Origin of the sequence: Delftia acidovorans NBRC 14950, assembly GCF_001598795.1 — a bacterium.
Taxonomy (GTDB): Bacteria; Pseudomonadota; Gammaproteobacteria; order Burkholderiales; family Burkholderiaceae_C; genus Comamonas; species Comamonas acidovorans.
Genome location: NZ_BCZP01000003.1, coordinates 237,558 through 255,834, shown reverse-complemented (window position 1 = coordinate 255,834; position 18,277 = coordinate 237,558). Strand labels below are relative to the sequence as shown.

At 66.3% G+C, this 18,277-nt stretch carries 16 protein-coding genes and 1 tRNA gene; 7 read left to right on the top strand and 10 right to left on the bottom strand.

The annotated features are described in order from the left end of the window. Positions 1 to 107: 107 nt before the first annotated feature. Together DA1_RS05540 and DA1_RS05535 are read right to left on the bottom strand one after the other, a co-directional pair. A complete protein-coding gene (locus DA1_RS05540; protein ID WP_034391232.1) occupies positions 108 to 854 on the bottom strand; it encodes an LrgB family protein in 747 nt (248 codons plus the stop codon). Then, a complete protein-coding gene (locus DA1_RS05535) occupies positions 851 to 1,228 on the bottom strand; it encodes a CidA/LrgA family protein (protein ID WP_016448957.1) in 378 nt (125 codons plus the stop codon). The genes DA1_RS05540 and DA1_RS05535 overlap by 4 nt, the downstream gene beginning before the upstream one ends. A 256-nt stretch (positions 1,229 to 1,484) precedes the next feature. On the opposite strand from DA1_RS05535, the gene DA1_RS05530 reads away from it, so the two are divergent. Beyond that, complete coding sequence (locus tag DA1_RS05530; RefSeq protein WP_012204134.1) at positions 1,485 to 1,706, top strand: hypothetical protein; 222 nt, start codon at positions 1,485 to 1,487, stop codon at positions 1,704 to 1,706. A 644-nt stretch (positions 1,707 to 2,350) separates the two neighbouring features. On the opposite strand, the gene DA1_RS05525 is transcribed toward DA1_RS05530, so the two are convergent. Beyond that, positions 2,351 to 2,435, bottom strand: a tRNA-Leu gene (locus DA1_RS05525). 39 nt (positions 2,436 to 2,474) lie between these two features. On the opposite strand from DA1_RS05525, the gene cysM reads away from it, so the two are divergent. From cysM to DA1_RS05510, 3 genes are all read left to right on the top strand, one after another. Beyond that, a complete protein-coding gene (cysM, locus tag DA1_RS05520; protein ID WP_017407070.1) occupies positions 2,475 to 3,380 on the top strand; it encodes a cysteine synthase CysM in 906 nt (301 codons plus the stop codon). 77 nt (positions 3,381 to 3,457) lie between these two features. Next, entirely contained in the window at positions 3,458 to 4,060 is a 603-nt protein-coding gene (locus DA1_RS05515; protein WP_034391235.1) for an NUDIX hydrolase, read from the top strand. Between the two features lie 26 nt (positions 4,061 to 4,086). Beyond that, entirely contained in the window at positions 4,087 to 4,314 is a 228-nt protein-coding gene (locus tag DA1_RS05510; protein WP_012204137.1) for a sulfurtransferase TusA family protein, read from the top strand. 85 nt (positions 4,315 to 4,399) lie between these two features. Here the strand turns inward: DA1_RS05510 and galU are convergent, their stop codons facing one another. From galU to DA1_RS05495, 3 genes are all read right to left on the bottom strand, one after another. Continuing rightward, complete coding sequence (gene galU / locus DA1_RS05505) at positions 4,400 to 5,287, bottom strand: UTP--glucose-1-phosphate uridylyltransferase GalU (RefSeq protein WP_012204138.1); 888 nt, start codon at positions 5,285 to 5,287, stop codon at positions 4,400 to 4,402. Positions 5,288 to 5,510: 223 nt separating this feature from the next. Next, complete coding sequence (locus DA1_RS05500; protein ID WP_034391238.1) at positions 5,511 to 8,423, bottom strand: valine--tRNA ligase; 2,913 nt, start codon at positions 8,421 to 8,423, stop codon at positions 5,511 to 5,513. A 413-nt stretch (positions 8,424 to 8,836) separates the two neighbouring features. Further along, a complete protein-coding gene (locus tag DA1_RS05495) occupies positions 8,837 to 9,463 on the bottom strand; it encodes a VOC family protein (RefSeq protein WP_034391240.1) in 627 nt (208 codons plus the stop codon). A gap of 246 nt (positions 9,464 to 9,709) precedes the next feature. Here DA1_RS05495 and DA1_RS05490 point away from each other — a divergent pair, with 246 nt between their 5' ends. Beyond that, positions 9,710 to 10,603, top strand: a complete 894-nt coding sequence (locus DA1_RS05490) for a cation diffusion facilitator family transporter (protein WP_034391244.1) — start codon at positions 9,710 to 9,712, stop codon at positions 10,601 to 10,603. A gap of 38 nt (positions 10,604 to 10,641) precedes the next feature. Next, positions 10,642 to 10,890, top strand: coding sequence for a DUF1272 domain-containing protein (locus DA1_RS05485; RefSeq protein ID WP_012204142.1), 249 nt, complete (start codon positions 10,642 to 10,644; stop codon positions 10,888 to 10,890). Here DA1_RS05485 and DA1_RS05480 read toward each other — a convergent pair whose 3' ends face one another. The 3 genes from DA1_RS05480 to DA1_RS05470 are packed head-to-tail and all read right to left on the bottom strand — an operon-like array spanning position 10,891 to position 12,327. After that, a complete protein-coding gene (locus DA1_RS05480; protein ID WP_034391247.1) occupies positions 10,891 to 11,295 on the bottom strand; it encodes a ribosomal maturation YjgA family protein in 405 nt (134 codons plus the stop codon). A gap of 20 nt (positions 11,296 to 11,315) precedes the next feature. Further along, the gene (locus DA1_RS05475) at positions 11,316 to 11,663 is read right to left on the bottom strand and encodes an antibiotic biosynthesis monooxygenase family protein (protein WP_034391250.1); all 348 of its coding nucleotides are present in this window, start codon (positions 11,661 to 11,663) and stop codon (positions 11,316 to 11,318) included. A 34-nt stretch (positions 11,664 to 11,697) separates the two neighbouring features. Further along, positions 11,698 to 12,327: an FMN-binding negative transcriptional regulator gene (locus DA1_RS05470; protein WP_034391253.1), complete on the bottom strand. Its 630-nt coding sequence runs from the start codon at positions 12,325 to 12,327 to the stop codon at positions 11,698 to 11,700. Positions 12,328 to 12,428: 101 nt separating this feature from the next. Between DA1_RS05470 and pdxR the strand changes: the two genes are divergently transcribed. Then, complete coding sequence (pdxR, locus tag DA1_RS05465) at positions 12,429 to 13,949, top strand: MocR-like pyridoxine biosynthesis transcription factor PdxR (protein ID WP_034391255.1); 1,521 nt, start codon at positions 12,429 to 12,431, stop codon at positions 13,947 to 13,949. A 30-nt stretch (positions 13,950 to 13,979) separates the two neighbouring features. Here the strand turns inward: pdxR and DA1_RS05460 are convergent, their stop codons facing one another. Then, on the bottom strand, positions 13,980 to 18,170 hold the full coding sequence (locus DA1_RS05460; protein WP_034391257.1) for a midcut-by-XrtH protein: 4,191 nt from the start codon (positions 18,168 to 18,170) through the stop codon (positions 13,980 to 13,982). Positions 18,171 to 18,277 lie beyond the last annotated feature (107 nt).

Here is an 18,277-nt window from a genome sequence, read left to right as displayed (position 1 = left end):
TTTGGATTGTTCAACGATGACAGTCACTTAACTGACTTATCCTTGCTGCTGGCGGCGCTTGTCCACAGGCTTGTGGGGGTGTTTCTGGGGAAAACCCGCAATCGCGCTCAAAACCAGGGCAGCACGGCCAGGCACAGCGGCATGACCACGGCCGTGGCCACGCCGTTCAGGCCCATGGCCAGGGCCGAGAAGGCGCCCATGGTCGGATTCACCTGCAGCGCGCGTGCCGTGCCAATGGCGTGGGCCGTAAGTCCCAGGGCAAAACCCTGCACGGCCGGGTCATCGCTGCGCACCAGGCGGATCAGCAGCGGCGCCATCATCGTGCCCGCAATGCCGGTGATGGCCACGGCCACGGCCGCCAGCGAGGCCGGCCCGCCAAAGCGCTCGGCCATGGGCAGGGCGATGGGAATGGTGGCCGACTTGGGCGCCAGCGCCACCAGCGTCTGCACCGTCGCTCCCAGGCTCCAGCCGATCAGCAGTGCCGACAGCAACGCCACCACGCAGCCCACGGCCAGCGCCACGCTGATGGGCAGCCACAGCGCGCGGATGCGCTCGCGCTGGGCGTACAGCGGAATTGCCAGCGCGACGGTAGCCGGGCCGATCAGCAGCCCCAGCAGCGAGACGCCGCTGCGGTAGCTGGCATAGGAGGTGCCCGTGGCCAGCAGCACGCCCACGATGACGACCACGGCCGTGAACACGGGAATCAGAAGCGGATGGTTGCCGCTTCTGCGGTACAGCGCCATGGCCGCCAGGTAGACGGCCATGGTCAGCACCAGCCAGGGCAGATGGGCGGTGGAGGCATTGCCGGACAGCGACTGCCAGGCGCTTTGCCAGTGGGTGGTGAGCGCGCTCATGCCTTGTCTCCCTGGCTGGCAGCCGCTTCGCGGGCGCGCTGGCGCTCCAGGCACCAGCGGAAGGTGAAGGCCGTGGCCAGGAAGGTAATGGCCGCACCCGCCACGCAGGCGATCACAAAGGGCTGCCATTCGCGCGACAGCCGGTCGAACTCCAGCATCACGCCTGCAATGACGGGAATGAACAGCAGCATCATGTTTTGCAGCAGCACGCCGGCTGCCTTCTCCAGCGACTCGGGCAGGCGGCCGTGCAGCAGCAGCGCCGCCAGCAGCAGCAGCGTGCCCACGAGCGCGCCCGGAAGCGGCAGCCCCGTGAGCTGGACGATGGCCTCCCCCAGCAACTGGAAGGCGAACAAGGCGGTGATGGCGTACAGCATGAAAACCTGAATTCCTGGGTCAGATGGGTGAGGGAGCGGCCAATGGGGCGGGTGCGGCAAGAGCGTTGATCGCCCGTTGTCAGGCCGGGGCCTGGCCTTGGCGCCTGTGGGACGCCGCCGCAAAGCGTGCAATCATCGCCCACAACTCGAAAAAAGGTGCGGCCACCGATTGCGCGGCTCCCGGGCCAAGGCTATGTTTGCATCCGTGCCCCCTGGAGTCCTGGGGCATGAGACTTTGAATAGCGAAGGAGTAGCGATGGCCGAAACCACATATCACGCACCCGTGTACGAGCCGACGGTGGATGAACTCGAAGTGCTCAAGAAGCTGGAGATGGGCGAGCCCGTGTCGCTGGAAAGCGCGGCGCGCGAGCATCTGTCCAAGAGGCTGCGCGAGCGTGGACTGGTCGAAGTGGACAGCAGCCATCAATGGCACATCACGGCGGCAGGGCGCGCGCAGATCCGCCGCACGGATGCCTGAGGCGAGGTGGGTCAGGCGCCTTCCGAATTGAGGGTTTTCCCTTGGGTTTGGAGGTTGCTTGATTTGCAGGCAGCTTAGCCTGCGGCCAGTGAATGCAAGCACTTGGACGCCTCGTTCACTTGCTGTTCACTGATTATCCACAGGGTTGTTCAATGGATCTGTGGAGAAAGGAAGCCACCTCAGGGTGGCTTTTTTCATGGGCTTTTACAGGCCCGAGCCGTGGGCGCACCGGGCTGGTGCCCGCGCTGGGCAAGGGCTGCATGACGGTGGTGCAAGTGGCAGTTTTCAGAGGGAAGGTGCTGAATCTGATGCAGGGCTGCAGCCCTGCCTGCGGGCTGGGATGGTGCTGCTTCAAGGAGGCTTCAGCATGGGCCAAGGTCCAGGCCTGGCAGGCCTTGAGAGGCGGTTGATGCCAAAGTTGTACACAGGTTGGGCCCTGTGCGGCGAAAAGCGCGCAGGCGTCATCCCGCCCAAGGCATGAGGACGCAGGATCGGTGCAGGCTGGAGGGCCTTGAAATGCAGTGCAGCCGTTGAACACGGCTGGATGCAAAGGGGCTTGAGGTTTGTGCGGACGCTGTGAAGACAGCGGCCGGAAAAGAAATAGCCGAAAAAGCAGGGGACTGCTTTTTCGGCTACGTAATCTCTGGTGCCCGGGGCCGGAATCGAACCGGCACGCCTTGCGGCGGGGGATTTTGAGTCCCCTGCGTCTACCAATTTCACCACCCGGGCTACTTAGCGCAGGGGCGAATTATGGCACAGTGTGAGGCTATGAAAATTTATCCGACCATCGAAGACGCCATCGGCCGCACGCCCCTGGTGGCATTGCAGCGCATCGGTGCGCAGTCTCGCCAGGAACGTGGCAACGTGGTGCTGGGCAAGCTGGAAGGCAACAACCCGGCCGGTTCGGTCAAGGACAGGCCGGCCCTGTCGATGATCCGCCGCGCCGAAGAGCGCGGCGACATCAAGCCCGGCGACACGCTGATCGAGGCCACCTCGGGCAATACCGGCATTGCGCTGGCCATGGCCGCCACGATCAAGGGCTACCGGATGGTGCTGATCATGCCCGAGGACCTGTCCATCGAGCGTGCCCAGACGATGAAGGCCTATGGCGCCGAGCTGATCCTCACGCCCAAGAGCGGCGGCATGGAATACGCGCGCGACCTGGCCGACCAGATGGTGGCCCAGGGCAAGGGCGTGGTGCTCGACCAGTTCGGCAACCCCGACAACCCGCGCATCCACTACGAGACCACGGGTCCCGAGCTGTGGGAGCAGACCGGCGGCGAGATCACGCATTTCGTGAGCGCCATGGGCACCACGGGCACGATCACCGGCGTGGCGAAGTTCCTCAAGGAAAAGAACCCGGCCATCCGCATCGTGGGCGCCCAGCCGGCCGAGGGCTCGCGCATCCCCGGCATCCGCAAGTGGCCCGAGGAGTACATGCCCAAGATCTACGACGCCTCGCTGATCGACGAGACCGTGCTCGTCGGCCAGGACGATGCCGAGGACATGGCGCGCCGCCTGGCGCGCGAGGAAGGCATCTTTGCCGGCATCTCGGCGGCGGGCGCCTGCTGGGTGGCCCAGCAGATTGCCGAGCGCGAGAACAACGCCACCATCGTCTTCGTGGTCTGCGACCGCGGCGACCGCTATCTGTCCACGGGCGTCTTCCCCGCCTGACACAGCGACAGGCCCGCCTTCCGGCGGGCCTTCCTGTTTGCATAGAGCCAGGACAGCAAAAAACCAGGAACAGCCCCATGCACTATGAAACCCGCTATTGCACGCACTGCGCAACGCCCCTGCAGTGGGTGATCCAGGCCGAGGACGGCGGCGATGTATCGCGCCTGCGCTGCCCCGAGTGCGGCTGGACGCACTGGAACAATCCCACGCCGGTGCTGGCCGCCATCGTGGAGCTGGACGGCAAGGTGCTGCTGGCGCGCAATGCGGCCTGGCCCGAGAAGGTCTTCGGCCTGATCACGGGCTTCATGGAAGCCGGCGAGTCGCCCGAGGAGGGCGTGGCACGCGAGGTGGCGGAGGAAACCGGCCTGCAGGCCGAGTCGCTGGAGCTGATCAGCGTGCATGAGTTCCTGCGCATGAACCAGGTGATCATCGCCTTCCATGTGCGCGCTAGCGGCCAGGTGCGGCTGTCGCCCGAGCTGCTCGAGTACCGCCTGCTGGAGCCCGAGAAAGTCCAGGCCTGGCCTTCGGGCACGGGCATGGCGCTGGCCAAGTGGCTGCGCAGCCGGGGGCATGATCCTGTGATCCGTGACTTCTGGAAGCGTGCCGAGCAGGCCCAGGAGGCTGAAGCGAGTCGCGCCGATGAAGACACTGCTGCCGGCCTCAGCCGCGATGCCGCCTAGAATCCCAGGCTCAAGAGGTGCATCCGATGGAAATTCACAAGGAAATCGACACGCGCGGGCTCAACTGCCCGCTGCCCATTCTCAAGGCCAAGAAGGCGCTGGCCGAACTGGACAGCGGCCAGCTGCTCAAGGTGGTGGCCACGGATACCGGATCGCTGCGCGACTTCCAGGCCTTTGCCAAGCAGACCGGCAATGAACTGGTGGAGCAGCAGACCGTGGGCGCGGAGTTCATCCATATCCTGCGCCGGCGCTGAGCGGCTGCACGCGGTTCGCTCCAAAGAAAAAGGCCTGCTTTCGCAGGCCTTTTGCATGGGGCAGGGGCGGATCTGAGGCCGGGCCTCAGATGCTCAGGCCCTGCAGGTATTCGCGGAAGCTCGCGCCCACATCCTCGTGCTGCAGCGCCAGTTCCACCGTGGCCTGCAAAAAGCCTTCCTTGCTGCCGCAGTCGTAGCGCTTGCCCTGGTACTGGAAGGCGTAGACAGCTTCATGGGCCATCAGGCGTTCAATGGCGTCCGTCAGCTGGATCTCGCCGCCCACGCCCTTGGGCTGGTTGCGGATCTCCTCGAAGATGGCCGGTGTCAGCACGTAGCGGCCAGCCACGCCCATGCGCGAGGGGGCCTTCTCGGGCGCGGGCTTTTCCACGATCTTCTCGATGCGCATCAGCGAACCGCCGGCCGGCTCGCCAGCCACGATGCCATAGCGCTTGGTCTGCTCCAGCGGCACTTCCTGCACGGCCAGCAGGGAGCGGCCCTGCTTGTGGAAGGCCGATGTCATCTGCGCCATCACGCCGGGGCCGCCGGGCTCGCCCACCATCAGGTCGTCGGCCAGCAGCACGGCAAAGGGCTCGTTGCCCACCAGCGGCTCGGCGCACAGCACGGCATGGCCCAGGCCCAGCGAGCGCGGCTGGCGCACGAACAGGCAGTTCATGTCGGCGGGACTGATGCTGCGCACCAGCTCCAGCATGGCCTGCTTGCCGGCGTTCTCCAGCTCGTTTTCCAGCTCGTAGGCGGTGTCGAAATGGTCCTCGATGGCGCGCTTGCTGCGGCCGGTGACGAAGATCATGTCGCGGATGCCGGCCTCGTAGGCCTCTTCCACGGCGTACTGGATCAGCGGCTTGTCCACCACGGGCAGCATCTCCTTGGGAGAGGCCTTGGTGGCGGGCAGAAAGCGCGTGCCGAGCCCGGCAACGGGAAACACGGCTTTGCGGACACGGGTCTGATTACTCATGAAAATCTTGGGATTCAGGTGATGGAAAAAGCGTGCGGCTTTGCGTCTTCTTCGCTAAGTGTCTCAGCTTTCATTGTGCGACTTGATGCCCTCGGACGATGAAACTGGCGCAGCCCAAGATCAGGGACACCGAGGAAGGGCCGCCCCGCGCCGAGGGTGTCGTCCCCCTCCCGCGAAGCGAGAGAGGGGGAAGCGGCACAGCCGCTCAGGGGGAGATTCCATGTCAACCCAGGCGGGCGAGTTGTTCCTGGATGCGGATCAGCGTGGCACCGAAGTCGGCCACGCGCTTCTTTTCCTGGTCGATGACGGCCGGGGGCGCCTTGGCCACGAAGGCCTCGTTGCCCAGCTTGGCATTGGCCTTGGTGATCTCGCCTTCCAGGCGTGCGGCTTCCTTGGACAGGCGGGCCTTTTCGGCCGCCACGTCGATCTCCACGAACAGCGCCAGGCGCGCCTCGCCCACCACGCAGACGGGCGCGGCCTGGGCGGCCTCGGCCCAGGCGGTTTCGTCGTCGAACACCTTGACCTCGCTGAGCTTGGCCAGGTTTTGCAGCACGGCGGCATTGGTGCGCAGGAACTGCGACTCATCGGCCGAGCTGGCCACGGCCAGCAGCGGCAGGCGCTGTGCGGGCGACACGCCCATCTCGCCGCGCAGCGTGCGGCAGGCGTCGATCATCTGCTTGATGCGGCCCACGTAGGCGATGGCGGCCTCGTCGATCTTCTCGGGCTGGGCCTCGGGGTAGCGGGCCACGGCAACGGACTCGCCGGGCAGGCCGGCGACCGGGGCGACCTTCTGCCACAGGGCTTCGGTCACAAACGGGATGATGGGGTGGGCCAGGCGCAGGATGGCCTCCAGCGTGCGGATCAGCGTGCGGCGCGTGGCGCGCTGCTGGGCCTCGTTGCCGGTCTGGATCTGCACCTTGGCGATTTCCAGGTACCAGTCGCAGAACTCGTTCCAGACGAAGTCGTACAGCGCGTTGGCCACGTTGTCCAGACGGAATTCGGCAAAGCCCTTGGCTACTTCGGCCTCGACCTTCTGCAGCTGCGAGGCGATCCAGCGGTCGGGCTGGCTGAACTGCATGTAGCCTGCGAACTCGCCGCCGGCCTGGCATTGCTCCTTGGTGTGGGGCAGCAGGCCGCAGTCATGGCCTTCGCAGTTCATCAGCACGAAGCGGCTGGCGTTCCACAGCTTGTTGCAGAAGTTGCGGTAGCCCTCGCAGCGCTTGCTGTCGAAGTTGATGGAGCGGCCCAGCGAGGCCAGGGCCGCGAAGGTGAAGCGCAGCGCGTCGGCGCCGTAGGCGGGAATTCCCTCGGGGAATTCCTTTTGCGTGTTCTTGCGCACCTGGGGCGCGGTCTCGGGGCGGCGCAGGCCCTGCGTGCGCTTGTCCAGCAGGGTGTCCAGGTCGATGCCGTCGATCAGGTCCACGGGGTCGAGCACGTTGCCCTCGGACTTGCTCATCTTCTTGCCCTGGGCGTCACGCACCAGGCCATGCATGTAGACATGGCGGAAGGGCACGCGGCCCGTGAAGTGCGTGGTCATCATGATCATCCGGGCGACCCAGAAGAAGATGATGTCGTAGCCCGTGACCAGCACCGAGCTGGGCAGGTAGAGGTTGTAGTCATCGTCGGCCGCCTCGGTCTGGTTCGGCCAGCCCATGGTGGAGAACGGCACCAGGGCCGAGGAGTACCAGGTGTCCAGCACGTCCTCGTCGCGCGTGAGCGTCTTGCCGGGGGCCTGGGCGCGGGCTTCTTCCTCGGTGCGGGCCACGTAGACCTTACCGTCCTCGTCGTACCAGGCTGGAATCTGGTGGCCCCACCACAGCTGGCGCGAGATGCACCAGTCCTGGATGTTGTTCATCCACTGGTTGTAGGTGTTGACCCAGTTCTCGGGCACGAACTGCACCTGGCCGCTGGAGACGGCATCGATGGCCTTCTGCGCGATGGACTTGCCCGTGGCATCGCCTTCGCCCACCTTGTTCATGGCCACGAACCACTGGTCGGTCAGCATGGGCTCGATCACCTGGCCCGTGCGCGTGCAGATGGGCACCATGAGCTTGTGCTTCTTGGTCTCGACCAGCAGGCCGGCCGCGTCCAGATCGGCCACGATGGCCTTGCGCGCCACGAAGCGGTCCATGCCGCGGTACTTCTCGGGCGCCTCGTCGTTGATGGTGGCCGTCAGCGTCAGCACGCAGATCATCGGCAGGCCGTGGCGCTGGCCCACGGCGTAGTCGTTGTTGTCATGCGCAGGCGTGACCTTGACCACGCCCGTGCCGAACTCGCGGTCCACGTAGTCGTCGGCAATGATGGGGATCTCGCGGCCCACCAGGGGCAGGATCACGGTCTTGCCGATCAGCGCCTGGTAGCGCTCGTCCTCGGGGTGGACCATCAGGGCTGCGTCGCCCAGCATGGTTTCCGGGCGCGTGGTGGCCACCACGAGCTGGCCCGAGCCATCGGCCAGCGGATAGGCGATGTGCCACAGCGAGCCGTCCTTTTCCTCGTTCTCGACCTCGAGGTCGGAGACGGCGGACATCAGCTTGGGGTCCCAGTTCACCAGGCGCTTGCCACGGTAGATCAGGCCCTGCTGGTACAGGCGCACGAAGGTCTCGTTGACGATGGACGACAGCTTGTCGTCCATGGTGAAGTACTCGCGGCTCCAGTCCACGCTGTCGCCCATGCGGCGCATCTGGCCGGTGATGGTGTTGCCGCTCTGGTTCTTCCACTCCCAGACCTTGCTCACGAAGTTCTTGCGCGCCTCGGGAGGCGTCGCGCCCATGTCGTGGCGGCTGGCGATGCCCTGCTCCTGCAGCTGGCGCTCCACCACGATCTGCGTGGCGATGCCCGCGTGGTCGGTGCCGGGCACCCAGACCGTGTTGTGGCCCTTCATGCGGTGGTAGCGCGTGAGGCTGTCCATGATGGTCTGGTTGAACGCATGGCCCATGTGCAGCGTGCCCGTCACATTGGGCGGCGGCAGCTGGACGGAGAACGATGGCTGGGATGCATCTGCCTGGCCCGTGCCGCGCACGCCGGCTGCGCCGTAGCCGCGCTTTTCCCATTCAGGGCCCCATTGGGCCTCGATGGCTGCGGGTTCAAACGATTTGGACAGGCTGTCGAGGCCTGGCTGGGCAATGGTGTCGCTCATGGCTTGCTTGCGGGGAATTGTGCGAATGGCGTTTGGCAAATGAAAACGGCATCCGTTGAAGGGATGCCGTCTGCATATGCGAAATGGATGACGGTTTGACGGGGATTCTACCGACCCCGTCCGCCTGCCTGTTCGCCGGGTTTTATTGAGAGCGTGTTGTGCACTTTTAAGCGCCCGCGTTGGCTCTGCGCGCTGGTGATCGCAAGGCGCAGTGCGCCGCCAAGGCTCATGCCTTGGCAAGCGCTGCAACGCCGCGAGCGCCTGCGCACAGAGCCAACCCTTCGGGAAAGCCGGGGAACGGGCCCGGTCCTTCGTTGCAGCCCGCTTGCGGTGTGGCAACCGCGGCGCGTGCTACGCCTCGTTCCGGGCCCGTTCCCCGGCTTTCGCGGGCACTTTAAAGTGCACAACACGCTCTAGGCTGCATCGGGCACGAACTCGGGCCGGTCGTTGCTCTGGGGCTTGAGCGGCTGGGCGGCCTTGCCTTCGGCGCGTTCCTTGCGCCATTGCTCCTTGCGTGCCGTCCACTCGTTCAGGCGGGCGTGGGCGGTGGTGCTTTCGCGCGCCATCTGCACTTCGTCGGCCAGCTGGGCCGACAGCTCCAGGCGGATGCCGTTGGGATCGAAGAAATAGATGCTCTTGAAGATGTGGTGGTCGGTCACGCCAAGCACCTCGATGCCATGCGCCACCAGGCGGGCCTTGGTGTTCTCCAGTTCCTCGACGGTGTCCACGCGGAAGGCGATGTGGTTGATCCACAGCGGCGTGTTGGGCGAGGGCAGGGCCTTTTCGTCGTCGCCGATGTCGAAGAAGGCGATGAACGACCCATCCTTCAGGCGGAAGAAGAAATGCGTGTAGGGGCAGTACTCGCCCGTGCTGGGCACGTAGTCGCTCTGGATGATGTGATAGAGCGGCAGGCCCAGGATGTCCTCGTAGAAGTGGCGGGTCTCCTCGGCATCGCGGGCCTTGTAGGCGTAGTGGTGCAGTTGCTGCACGGCGGCGGGCGGTGGCAGCGTGGACAGGTCGGGACGGGCGCTTGTGTTCATCGAATGTCTCCTTGGTGGATGATTTGATTCTACTATTCGTAATCAATTTACCTAAATGAAATGTTGCGATGGATGCAGGGATATGCGCGCTACGGCGTCCGGGCCACCTGCGGTGCCAGGTTGCCGGCAGCACTTGACCTTCAAGTCACTTCACGCTTTCTCATGGAGGTCCGTGCCCCTGCCTGCCATGGACGCCATCGGTGCAGCGGCCCTCTGTTCACAACCGTTTTCAAGTCAAGGAATCTCATGAGCGACAGCCATCAGCACGGCGACGTGCGTGCCCTGCCGGAATCCCGTCTCTGGTTTGCCTTCGGATTGACCGGCACCTTCATGGTGGTGGAAATCATCGGCGGCATGGTCACGGGCAGCCTGGCCCTGATCTCCGACGCCATGCACATGCTGACCGATGCGATGGCGCTGCTGCTGGCCCTGGTGGCCATACGCGCCGGCCGCAAGGCGGCTGACCTGATGCGCACCTACGGCTATGCGCGCTTCGAGATCCTGGCCGCCGCCGTCAATGCGCTGGTGCTGCTGGGCGTGGCCTTCTACATCCTGTATGAGGCCTACCGCCGGCTGTCGGCGCCTGCAGAAATCCAGTCCCTGGGCATGATGGCGGTGGCGGCCGTGGGGCTGGTGATCAACCTGCTCTCCATGCGCCTGCTGTCGGGCGGCAAGGACGAGAGCCTGAACGTGAAGGGCGCGTATCTGGAGGTATGGGCGGACATGCTGGGTTCGGTCGGCGTGCTCGCCGGTGCCGCGCTGATCTGGCTGACGGGCTGGCGGTGGATCGACTCGGCGGTGGCCGTGGGCATCGGCTTCATGGTGTTCCCGCGGACCTGGACCCTGCTGCGCGAGTGCATCAACATCCTGCTGGAAGGCGTGCCCTCGGGGATGAGCCTGCAGGCGGTGCGCGAGACGATTGCGGGCACGGCGGGCGTGGCAGCGATCCACGATGTCCACCTGTGGGCGGTCACGCAGAGCAAGCCCATGCTGACCGGCCATGTGGTGCTGCTGCCCGGCGCGGACGGCGAGCAGGTGCGCCGCGATATCGAAGACAGGCTGCAGGCCGGCTTCGACCTGCACCATACGACGCTGCAGATGGAGCGCGAGGACCGCTCCCCGGCAGAGCACATCCACTAGGATGCCCAGTCTTCATGGACCACACCCGGAGTGCACCGATGCTTGAGCTTCGACCCAACTGCGAATGCTGCGACAAGGACCTGCCGCCAGAGTCTGCCGAGGCTCGCATCTGCACCTTCGAGTGCACGTTCTGTGCCGGCTGTGCGGATCATGTGCTGCACGGCGCCTGCCCCAACTGCGGTGGCGAGCTGGTGGCCAGGCCGCGCCGGCCGGCGGACAAGCTGGAGCGGTATCCGGCCTCGACGAAGCGGGTGCTCAAGGCCGGCGGTTGCGCTGTACGGGCCTGATCAGAGCACAGGCCTGGCTCTGCGGCCACGGAACGCAGCCTCCACCGCCAGCACGGCTGCAAAACCCATCACATAGGCCAGCACATCCCACCAGTCGGCCGTGCTGCCCAGCACGATACGCAAAGCGCGGTTGGGAATGTGCAACTGGAAGGTCGATGCCAGGAACTGGCCCAGTTCCACCAGCAGGCCCACGCACAGTGCGGCCGACGCCAGCGGCAGCACGCGCGCGGCGATCACGGTCTTGAACACGGCATAGACCCAGGCCACGGCCATCACGTCGCCGAAGAAGCTGCGCACCCAGCCCCAGTGCGCGCCGACGGTGGCCAGCAGCACGAGCAAGACAAACAGGGCCACCGCCCACGCCAGGGAAAAAGGATCAAAACGCCATCGCATGGCCGCCATCATCGGGCCAAAAGCGGGTTCGGTCAGCGAGCCGGGTGCGCAGTGCCTTGCGCAGCGGTGGCCAGCGGGTGCGCTATCCCGCCATCGCCGTAGCTGCCCACCACCTGGGCGATCACCACCTGGTAGCCCTTGAGCCAGCGCGCCTGCTGCCGCTTGGCCTCGATATGCGCAGGGTGGCGCATCAGCTCTTGCAGCGCCTCCCAGGTCTGCCAGTAGTAGACGTTGGAGACCTGGCCCGTGGCGGGGTTCTCCCAGGCCTCTTCGCCCAGGTAGCCGGGGATGGCGCGGGCGATCTCGGCGATCCGGCCGTCAAGGGCATGGAATGGCGCGTCGTATTCGCCCGGCGCGAAGGTGAAGGTGGATGTGTACATCGGTGGTTGGCAATCTGTGTGAGGGTGGCAGGCGCTAGATGCGCGGCGCCGCATCCATGGCACCGGCCAGCGGCTCCTGTCCGCGCTCGCGCAGCGCGCCGATGGCGCCTTCCAGGTCGCGGGCCTGCCGGTTCTGGCTGAGCTTGGCCTTGCCCTCCAGGCGGGTGATGCGGATCTGCAGGCCGACGATGGCCTGCAGCATGCCGTCGATGAATTCACGCGGCGAGTCGGACATCTTCCAGGGCTGGGCCTGCGATGCCTCATGGACCCGCGTGAGCCGCCCGACCAGGCCGCGCACGAATCTCTCGTCGTCATGGATGCTTATTTGCCCGTGCACATGCACGGCCTCGTAGTTCCAGGTGGGCACCAGGCGGTGCGTCTCGTGCTTGCTTGGATACCAGCTGGGCGAGATATAGCCTTCGGCACCACGGAAGACGACCAGCACCTCGGCGCCGTCGCGGCACTGCTGCCAGATGGGATTGGCGCGGGCCACATGGGCGCTCAGCGTGCCCATCTCCCCTGGGTCCGCATCCAGCAGGAACGGCAGATGGTTGGCGTCCAGCACGCCGTTGGCCTGGGTGACGAGCGTGCCCAGGGGGTGGCTGCGGATCAGGCCGTGCAGGCTGTCGGAATCGGTGAGGGAGAAATGGGCGGGCGTGTACATGGGCGCTTCCTGGGCTGGTGTGCCGGCATCGGGGGAAACCGGACTATCCACCATCCCTGGCACAATGAAAAATCCAGTTTCGCGATTTTTTGGCAGACCAGTTGAAATCCGCTTTCACCCTCCATGCCGGTGCAGCGCCCGGCGCCCGCACCCTCCACGAATGGCTGAAATCACAGGTGGCCGACGGCAGCCTGGCCGTGGGCGCACGCCTGCCCTCCACCCGCGCCCTGGCGCTGGACCTGGGCGTGTCGCGCACCACCGTCACGGCCGCCTACGAGCAGCTTGCGGCCGAAGGCTATCTGGAGACTGCTCCAGGCAGCAGGGCGCGCGTGGCGGCTGGCGCGGCGCAGCGCAGCCGTGCGCGCAGCATGCCGGCAGCGGCCCAGCAGCATGGCCGTCCCCGGCTGTCTTCCTATGGGCAGCGGGTGGATGCGCTGGCGTCAGCCCTGCCGCCGGCAGCAGGCGATGGTGGGCCGGCCCCGATCGACTTTCTCTACGGCGCCCTTGCCTTTGACGACTTTCCCACGCTGGCCTGGCGGCGCGCCTACAACCGCGCCATCGTGCAGCGCCAGTCTTCCCTGTCCTACGACGCGCCCGAAGGCGAGCCGGCGCTGCGCATGGCGCTGCAAGGCTATCTGCGCAGGGCGCGGGGGCTTGTCTGTTCGGCCGATCAGATCGTGGTGGTGCAGGGCTCGCAGCAGGCCATCGACCTGTGCGCGCGCGTGCTGGTCGATCCGGGCGAGACCGTGCTGATGGAAGAGCCCTGCTACCTGATGGCGCGCCGCGTGTTCGAGGCCCAGGGCGCGCGCCTGCAGGAAATGGCCGTCGATGAACATGGCCTGGATACCTCGGCGCTGGCCGGTCGCCAGGCGCGGCTGGCCTATGTCACGCCCTCGCACCAGTTTCCGCTGGGCGGCGTGCTGCCCATAGGCCGCAGGCAGCAACTGCTGGCCTGGGCGCGCGCCACGGGTGCCTGGATTCTGGAGGACGACTACGACGGCGAATTCCGCTACGGGCTGCGCCCCATCGACGCCCTGCAGTCCATTGACGAGGTGGGTTGCGTCATCCATGTCGGCACCTTCTCCAAGGCCTTGTCCCCGCAGATGCGCATGGGCTACCTGGTGCTGCCGCCGTCCCTGGTGCCCGTGTTCCGGGAAGCCCGGCGGCTGGCCGACCGGCATGCGCCGCGCCTGGACCAGCTGGTGCTGGCCGCGCTGATCGAGGACGGCAGCTACGAGCGCCATGTGCGCGCTGCCCGCCGCCGCAACGAAGGCCGGCGGGCGGCATTGCTGCAGGCGCTGGAGCGGCACCTGCCGGGCGCGGTGCAGGTCGAAGGCTCGGCCTCCGGCCTGCATGTGGTGGCCTGGGTGCCTGCCGTGCATCAGCGCGATGAGATTGCCCTGGTGCGGTTGGCGCGAGAGCGTGGCGTGGGCGTTCGCCCCATCTCGCCGCTCTATGCGGCCGGTGATGCCCATCGCCGCCAGTCCTGCGCCGGGCTGGTCCTGGGCTATGCGAGCCTGCAGCCGCAGGCCATCGAGCAAGGGGTGCGCAGGCTGGCAGGTGTGGTGCGGGATGGACAGAAAAAAGGCGGGGCCTTCGAGGCCCCGCCTTGCCGACGCTGAGGTTTCCGGGTATTGCCGTAGCGCCTGCAATCAGGTGGCGCTGCAGAGAATGAGCGTGGAACTCACGCTGCCAGCGGGCTTCCCGCCTGTGCCCGCATAGCCGTTGGGCAGCGTCGTCGAGCCATTCAGCGTGAAGGCGACGCTGATGGACAGCGTGGTTCTGAACGCGATCGTGGCCCCTGCCGGCAGTGCCGAGGTCAGGGTGACCTGGCGGGAGGTTGGGGAAAGCACCGACACACTGGCTGTGCCTCCCGTCACACTGAACACACCGATGTTGGCAACTCCCGAACCGGTGATGGTCACCGTGGTGCCGACGGGAAGCGGCGCAGAGCCTGCCGTGAGGGTGAAGCCGGGGCCAAGGACGCCAAGCACACCACAGCTGCCATCGAGGTGGTAGGCGCCAATGTCGATGGAACCCGAGACCGTGATCGACAAGGCTGCGGTGTCGGTGTTGCTGCCCTGGATGGTGACATTGGTCGGCCCCTCGTCCGCACCTGCGGTGAAGGTCACCGTGCAGGTCCCCCCGGCCGGCAGCGACAGCCCGCAGGTGTTGCCGGAAACGGACAGCCCACTGCCGCCGGGGATGGTGGCGCCGATGCCGGTGGCGGCATTCGATCCCGTGTTGGTGATGGTCACGGAGCCTGTGCCGCCAGAAGCAATCGTCAGAGTTGGTGCAGAGATCCCCAGCGTGGTCGTGGTGCTGGGCGCCGTCACGGTGAACTGCACGGACGTTGCCGGGGTATTGCTGCCAGCGAAGCTGATGGCCGTCGGACCTTCCGGTGTGGCTCCAGTCAGCGTGATCGTGCAATTGGCCCCCGCTGCCAGCGATGAACCACAGGTGTTGGCCGACACCGTGATGCTGCTGCCTACCGGAATCGTGGCCTGAACGTCGAGCGCAGGGGCCCCACCGTTGTTGGTGATGGTCACCCAGCCCGTTGCCCCTGTGTTGAACGACACGGGCGTGGTGGACATACCCAGCGTGGTCGGCGTGACGGGCGCCGTCACCGTGACCGGCACGGTCGTGGCCAGCGTATTGCTGCCGCCGAAGCTGATGGCCGTGGGGCCTTCGGCGGCGGCCGCAGTCAGGGTGATGCCGCAGCTGGCCAGAGAGGCGAGTGCGGCACCGCACGTGTTCGACTGCACGGTGATTCCGCTACCGGCCGGCGCCGTGGCGGTCACGTTGAAGGCCGCAGAAGCGCCGGTGTTGCTGATAAGGACCGTTGTCGAACCGCCCGCAGCGAACGACAGCGGAGCGCCGGGTATCGAGAGCGTGGCGGTGGGAACGGGCACCGTCACCGTGACCTGCACGGTCGTGGTGGGCGTGTTGCTGCCGCCAAAGCTGACCGCGGTCGGGCCTTCTGCGGCCGCAGCCGTCAGCGTGATCGTGCAGTCGGCCCCGGGGGGCAGGGAGATAGGGCAGGTGCTGGACGCCACCGTGATGCCGCTGCCGACCGGAATGGTGGCTTGCACGTTGAACGCCGGTGCGGACCCGTTGTTGGTGATGGTCACCGTGCCCGCTCCGCTGGTGCCAAACGACACGGGTGCGGCGGGAATGTCCAGCGTGGTCGGCGTGACGGGGGCCGTCACCGTGACCTGCACCGTCGTCGCCGGTGTGTTGGTGCCGCCGAAGCTGATGGCGGTCGGACCTTCGGCCGCAGTGGCCGTCAGCGTGATCGTGCAGCTGGCAGCGGGGGCCAGGATGGCGGGGCAGGTGGTGTTGGACACCGCGATGCCGCTGCCGGCCGGAATGGTGGCCTGCACATTGAACGCGGGTGCAGTTCCGTTGTTGACGATGGTGATCGCGCCTGCGCCGCTGGTGCCGAACGACAGGGGGGTCGTGGGAATGTTCAGCGTGGTGGGTGCGACGGGGGCTGTCACCGTGATCGGCACGGTCGTGGCCGGCGTGTTGCTGCCGCCGAAGCTGATGGCGGTCGGACCTTCGGCCGCAGCGGCCGTCAGCGTGATCGTGCAGCTGGCAGCGGGGGCCAGGATGGCGGCGCAGGTGGAGTTGGACACCGTGATGCCGCTGCCGGCCGGAATGTTGGCCTGTACGTTGAACGCGGGTGCGCTTCCACCGTTGTTGATGGTCACCGAGCCTGCACCGCCAGTGCCGAAGGAGACGGGGGTGGTGGGAATGTTCAGCGTAGTCGGCGTGACGGGGACAGTCACTGTCACAGGCACGGCCGTGGCCGGCGTGTTGCTGCCGCCAACGCTGATGTTCGTGGGGCCTTCCGGTCCTGCCGCCGTCAGTGTGATGGTGCAGCTTGCGCCCACCGGCAGTGACGCCGGGCAGGTGGAGGAGGCCACCATGATGCCGCTGCCGACCGGAATGATGGCCCGCAGGTTGAACGCGGGCGCCGTTCCGTTGTTGGTGATGGTCACCGAGCCTGCGCCGTAGGCGCCGAACAGCACGGGTGCAGGGGGAACGGTAGGCGCGGTTGGCGCGACGGGTGCGGTGACCGTGACCTGTGCGGTAGCGGCGGGCGCATTGCTGCCGCCGAAGCCGATGTTGGTCGGGCCCTCGGCCGAAGGGGCAGTCAACGTGATCGTGCAATTGGCCGAGGGAGCCAGGATGGCGGCGCAGGTGGTGTTGGACACCGTGATGCCACTGCCCGCCGGAATGCTGGCCTGCACATTGAACGCAGGTGCGCTGCCGCTGTTGGTGATGGTCACCGAGCCAGCACCGTTCGCTCCGAAGGACAGGGACGCCAAGGGAATGGTCAGCGTGGCGGGCAGGACGGCAGTCGTCACCGTGACGGGCACGGACGTGGAAGCCGTGTTGCTGCCGCCGAAGCCGATGGGGGTCGGGCCTTCCGCCGAGGGGGCTGTCAGCGTGATCGTGCAGCTGGCCGAGGGAGCCAGGATGGCGGAGCAGGTGGTGTTGGACACCGTGATGCCACTGCCCCCTGGAATGCCGGCCTGCACATTGAGCGCAGGTGCGCTGCCGCTGTTGGTGATGGTCACCGAGCCGGCGCCGCCCGCTCCGAAGGACACGGACGTCGCAGGAATGTTCAGCGTGGTGGGCGTGCCGGTTGCCGACACCGTGACCGGCACGGAAGTGGACGCCGTATTGCTGCCGCCGAAGCCGATGGCGGTCGGGCCTTCCGCCGAGGGGGCGGTCAACGTGATCGTGCAGTTGGCAGAGGGTGCCAGGGCGGCAGGGCAGGTGGTGTTGGACACCGTGATGCCACTGCCCGCAGGAATGCTGGCCTGCACATTGAGCGCATTTGCGCCGCCGCTGTTGGTGATGGTCACCGATCCCGTGCTGCCCGCCGCAAACGACAGCGGCGTGGCGGGAATGCTCAGCGTGGTGGTCGGGGCCGGGCCACCTGTCACGGTGACCGGGGTGGTGGTGGCTGCGGCGTTGCTGCCGGCAATGCTGACGGTGGTCGGGCCTTCCGCTGCGGGTGCCGTCAGGGTGATGGCGCAGCTGGAGCCCGCAGGCAGTGTTGCCGCGCAGCTGTTGGAGGAGATGGTGATGCCGCTGCCTGCGGGAATGGTGGCCTGCACATTGAGCGCTGCCGAGCCGCCGCTGTTGCTGACGTTCACCGTGCCGGTGCTGCCTGCGGCAAATGACAGGCCGGCGCCGGGAACGCTGAGCGTGGTGGGGCTGGCGCCGGCCGTGGCCTGGGCTGCCTCGGCGCGGCAAATGGTTTCCACATTCACCCGGCATGTGCCATTGGGCGCAATGGTGTTGCCCACGGCGCAAAGAGGCGGGGGCGATGCGGGCGGTGCCCCTGGCGGCATGAGATGGGTGAAGCCCGAGGGAAAACACTGATTCAAATTCGGTGGCTGAATGGCGGTGATTTTCAGTGCCACACCGGAATCATTGGTGAAATCTTCTGCAGAAAATCCATTGATATTGCCGCCATTGACAATTTGCGCAACGAGCAATGGCCGTGTCTCGCCCGCCGGGTTGGTAAAGCTGCCCGTCAATTGGGCACGCAGATCGGGGCTGTGCCACAGCGTGGCGCACACGATGGCGCTGGTGCACAGCGCCATGAAGAGCGCCCGGTGCTGCCGGTTGCGCAGCACCAGCCAGGCGGCCATGGCCAGCCCTATGGCAAGGGCCAACAGACTCCAAGGGTTGTCCACCGGAATCGCGGTTGCCGCGACGGCGGCAGCCGGAGCGACCGTGATGCTCTGGGCATTGGCGGCCATTGGGAATGAATGGGCGGCAATGGCGGCGACAACGGCGGGGGCAATGGAGATCTGCTTCATGGGTGAATGCCAGGGAGTGATCGGAAAATGAAATTTAAAGTAAGTTTTTTGGAGTATGTCTATTTGTATCTATCGATATCGAGGAATCGTTATGCTGCGACTTCTCA

Excerpts from the sequence above, each read along its gene's own strand:
- DA1_RS05540 (WP_034391232.1), bottom strand. The coding sequence starts at position 854 with ATGAGCGCGCTCACCACCCACTGGCAAAGCGCCTGGCAGTCGCTGTCC.
- DA1_RS05535 (WP_016448957.1), bottom strand. The coding sequence starts at position 1,228 with ATGCTGTACGCCATCACCGCCTTGTTCGCCTTCCAGTTGCTGGGGGAG.
- DA1_RS05530 (WP_012204134.1), top strand. The coding sequence starts at position 1,485 with ATGGCCGAAACCACATATCACGCACCCGTGTACGAGCCGACGGTGGAT.
- cysM (WP_017407070.1), top strand. The coding sequence starts at position 2,475 with ATGAAAATTTATCCGACCATCGAAGACGCCATCGGCCGCACGCCCCTG.
- DA1_RS05515 (WP_034391235.1), top strand. The coding sequence starts at position 3,458 with ATGCACTATGAAACCCGCTATTGCACGCACTGCGCAACGCCCCTGCAG.
- DA1_RS05510 (WP_012204137.1), top strand. The coding sequence starts at position 4,087 with ATGGAAATTCACAAGGAAATCGACACGCGCGGGCTCAACTGCCCGCTG.
- galU (WP_012204138.1), bottom strand. The coding sequence starts at position 5,287 with ATGAGTAATCAGACCCGTGTCCGCAAAGCCGTGTTTCCCGTTGCCGGG.
- DA1_RS05500 (WP_034391238.1), bottom strand. The coding sequence starts at position 8,423 with ATGAGCGACACCATTGCCCAGCCAGGCCTCGACAGCCTGTCCAAATCG.
- DA1_RS05495 (WP_034391240.1), bottom strand. The coding sequence starts at position 9,463 with ATGAACACAAGCGCCCGTCCCGACCTGTCCACGCTGCCACCGCCCGCC.
- DA1_RS05490 (WP_034391244.1), top strand. The coding sequence starts at position 9,710 with ATGAGCGACAGCCATCAGCACGGCGACGTGCGTGCCCTGCCGGAATCC.
- DA1_RS05485 (WP_012204142.1), top strand. The coding sequence starts at position 10,642 with ATGCTTGAGCTTCGACCCAACTGCGAATGCTGCGACAAGGACCTGCCG.
- DA1_RS05480 (WP_034391247.1), bottom strand. The coding sequence starts at position 11,295 with ATGATGGCGGCCATGCGATGGCGTTTTGATCCTTTTTCCCTGGCGTGG.
- DA1_RS05475 (WP_034391250.1), bottom strand. The coding sequence starts at position 11,663 with ATGTACACATCCACCTTCACCTTCGCGCCGGGCGAATACGACGCGCCA.
- DA1_RS05470 (WP_034391253.1), bottom strand. The coding sequence starts at position 12,327 with ATGTACACGCCCGCCCATTTCTCCCTCACCGATTCCGACAGCCTGCAC.
- DA1_RS05460 (WP_034391257.1), bottom strand. The coding sequence starts at position 18,170 with ATGAAGCAGATCTCCATTGCCCCCGCCGTTGTCGCCGCCATTGCCGCC.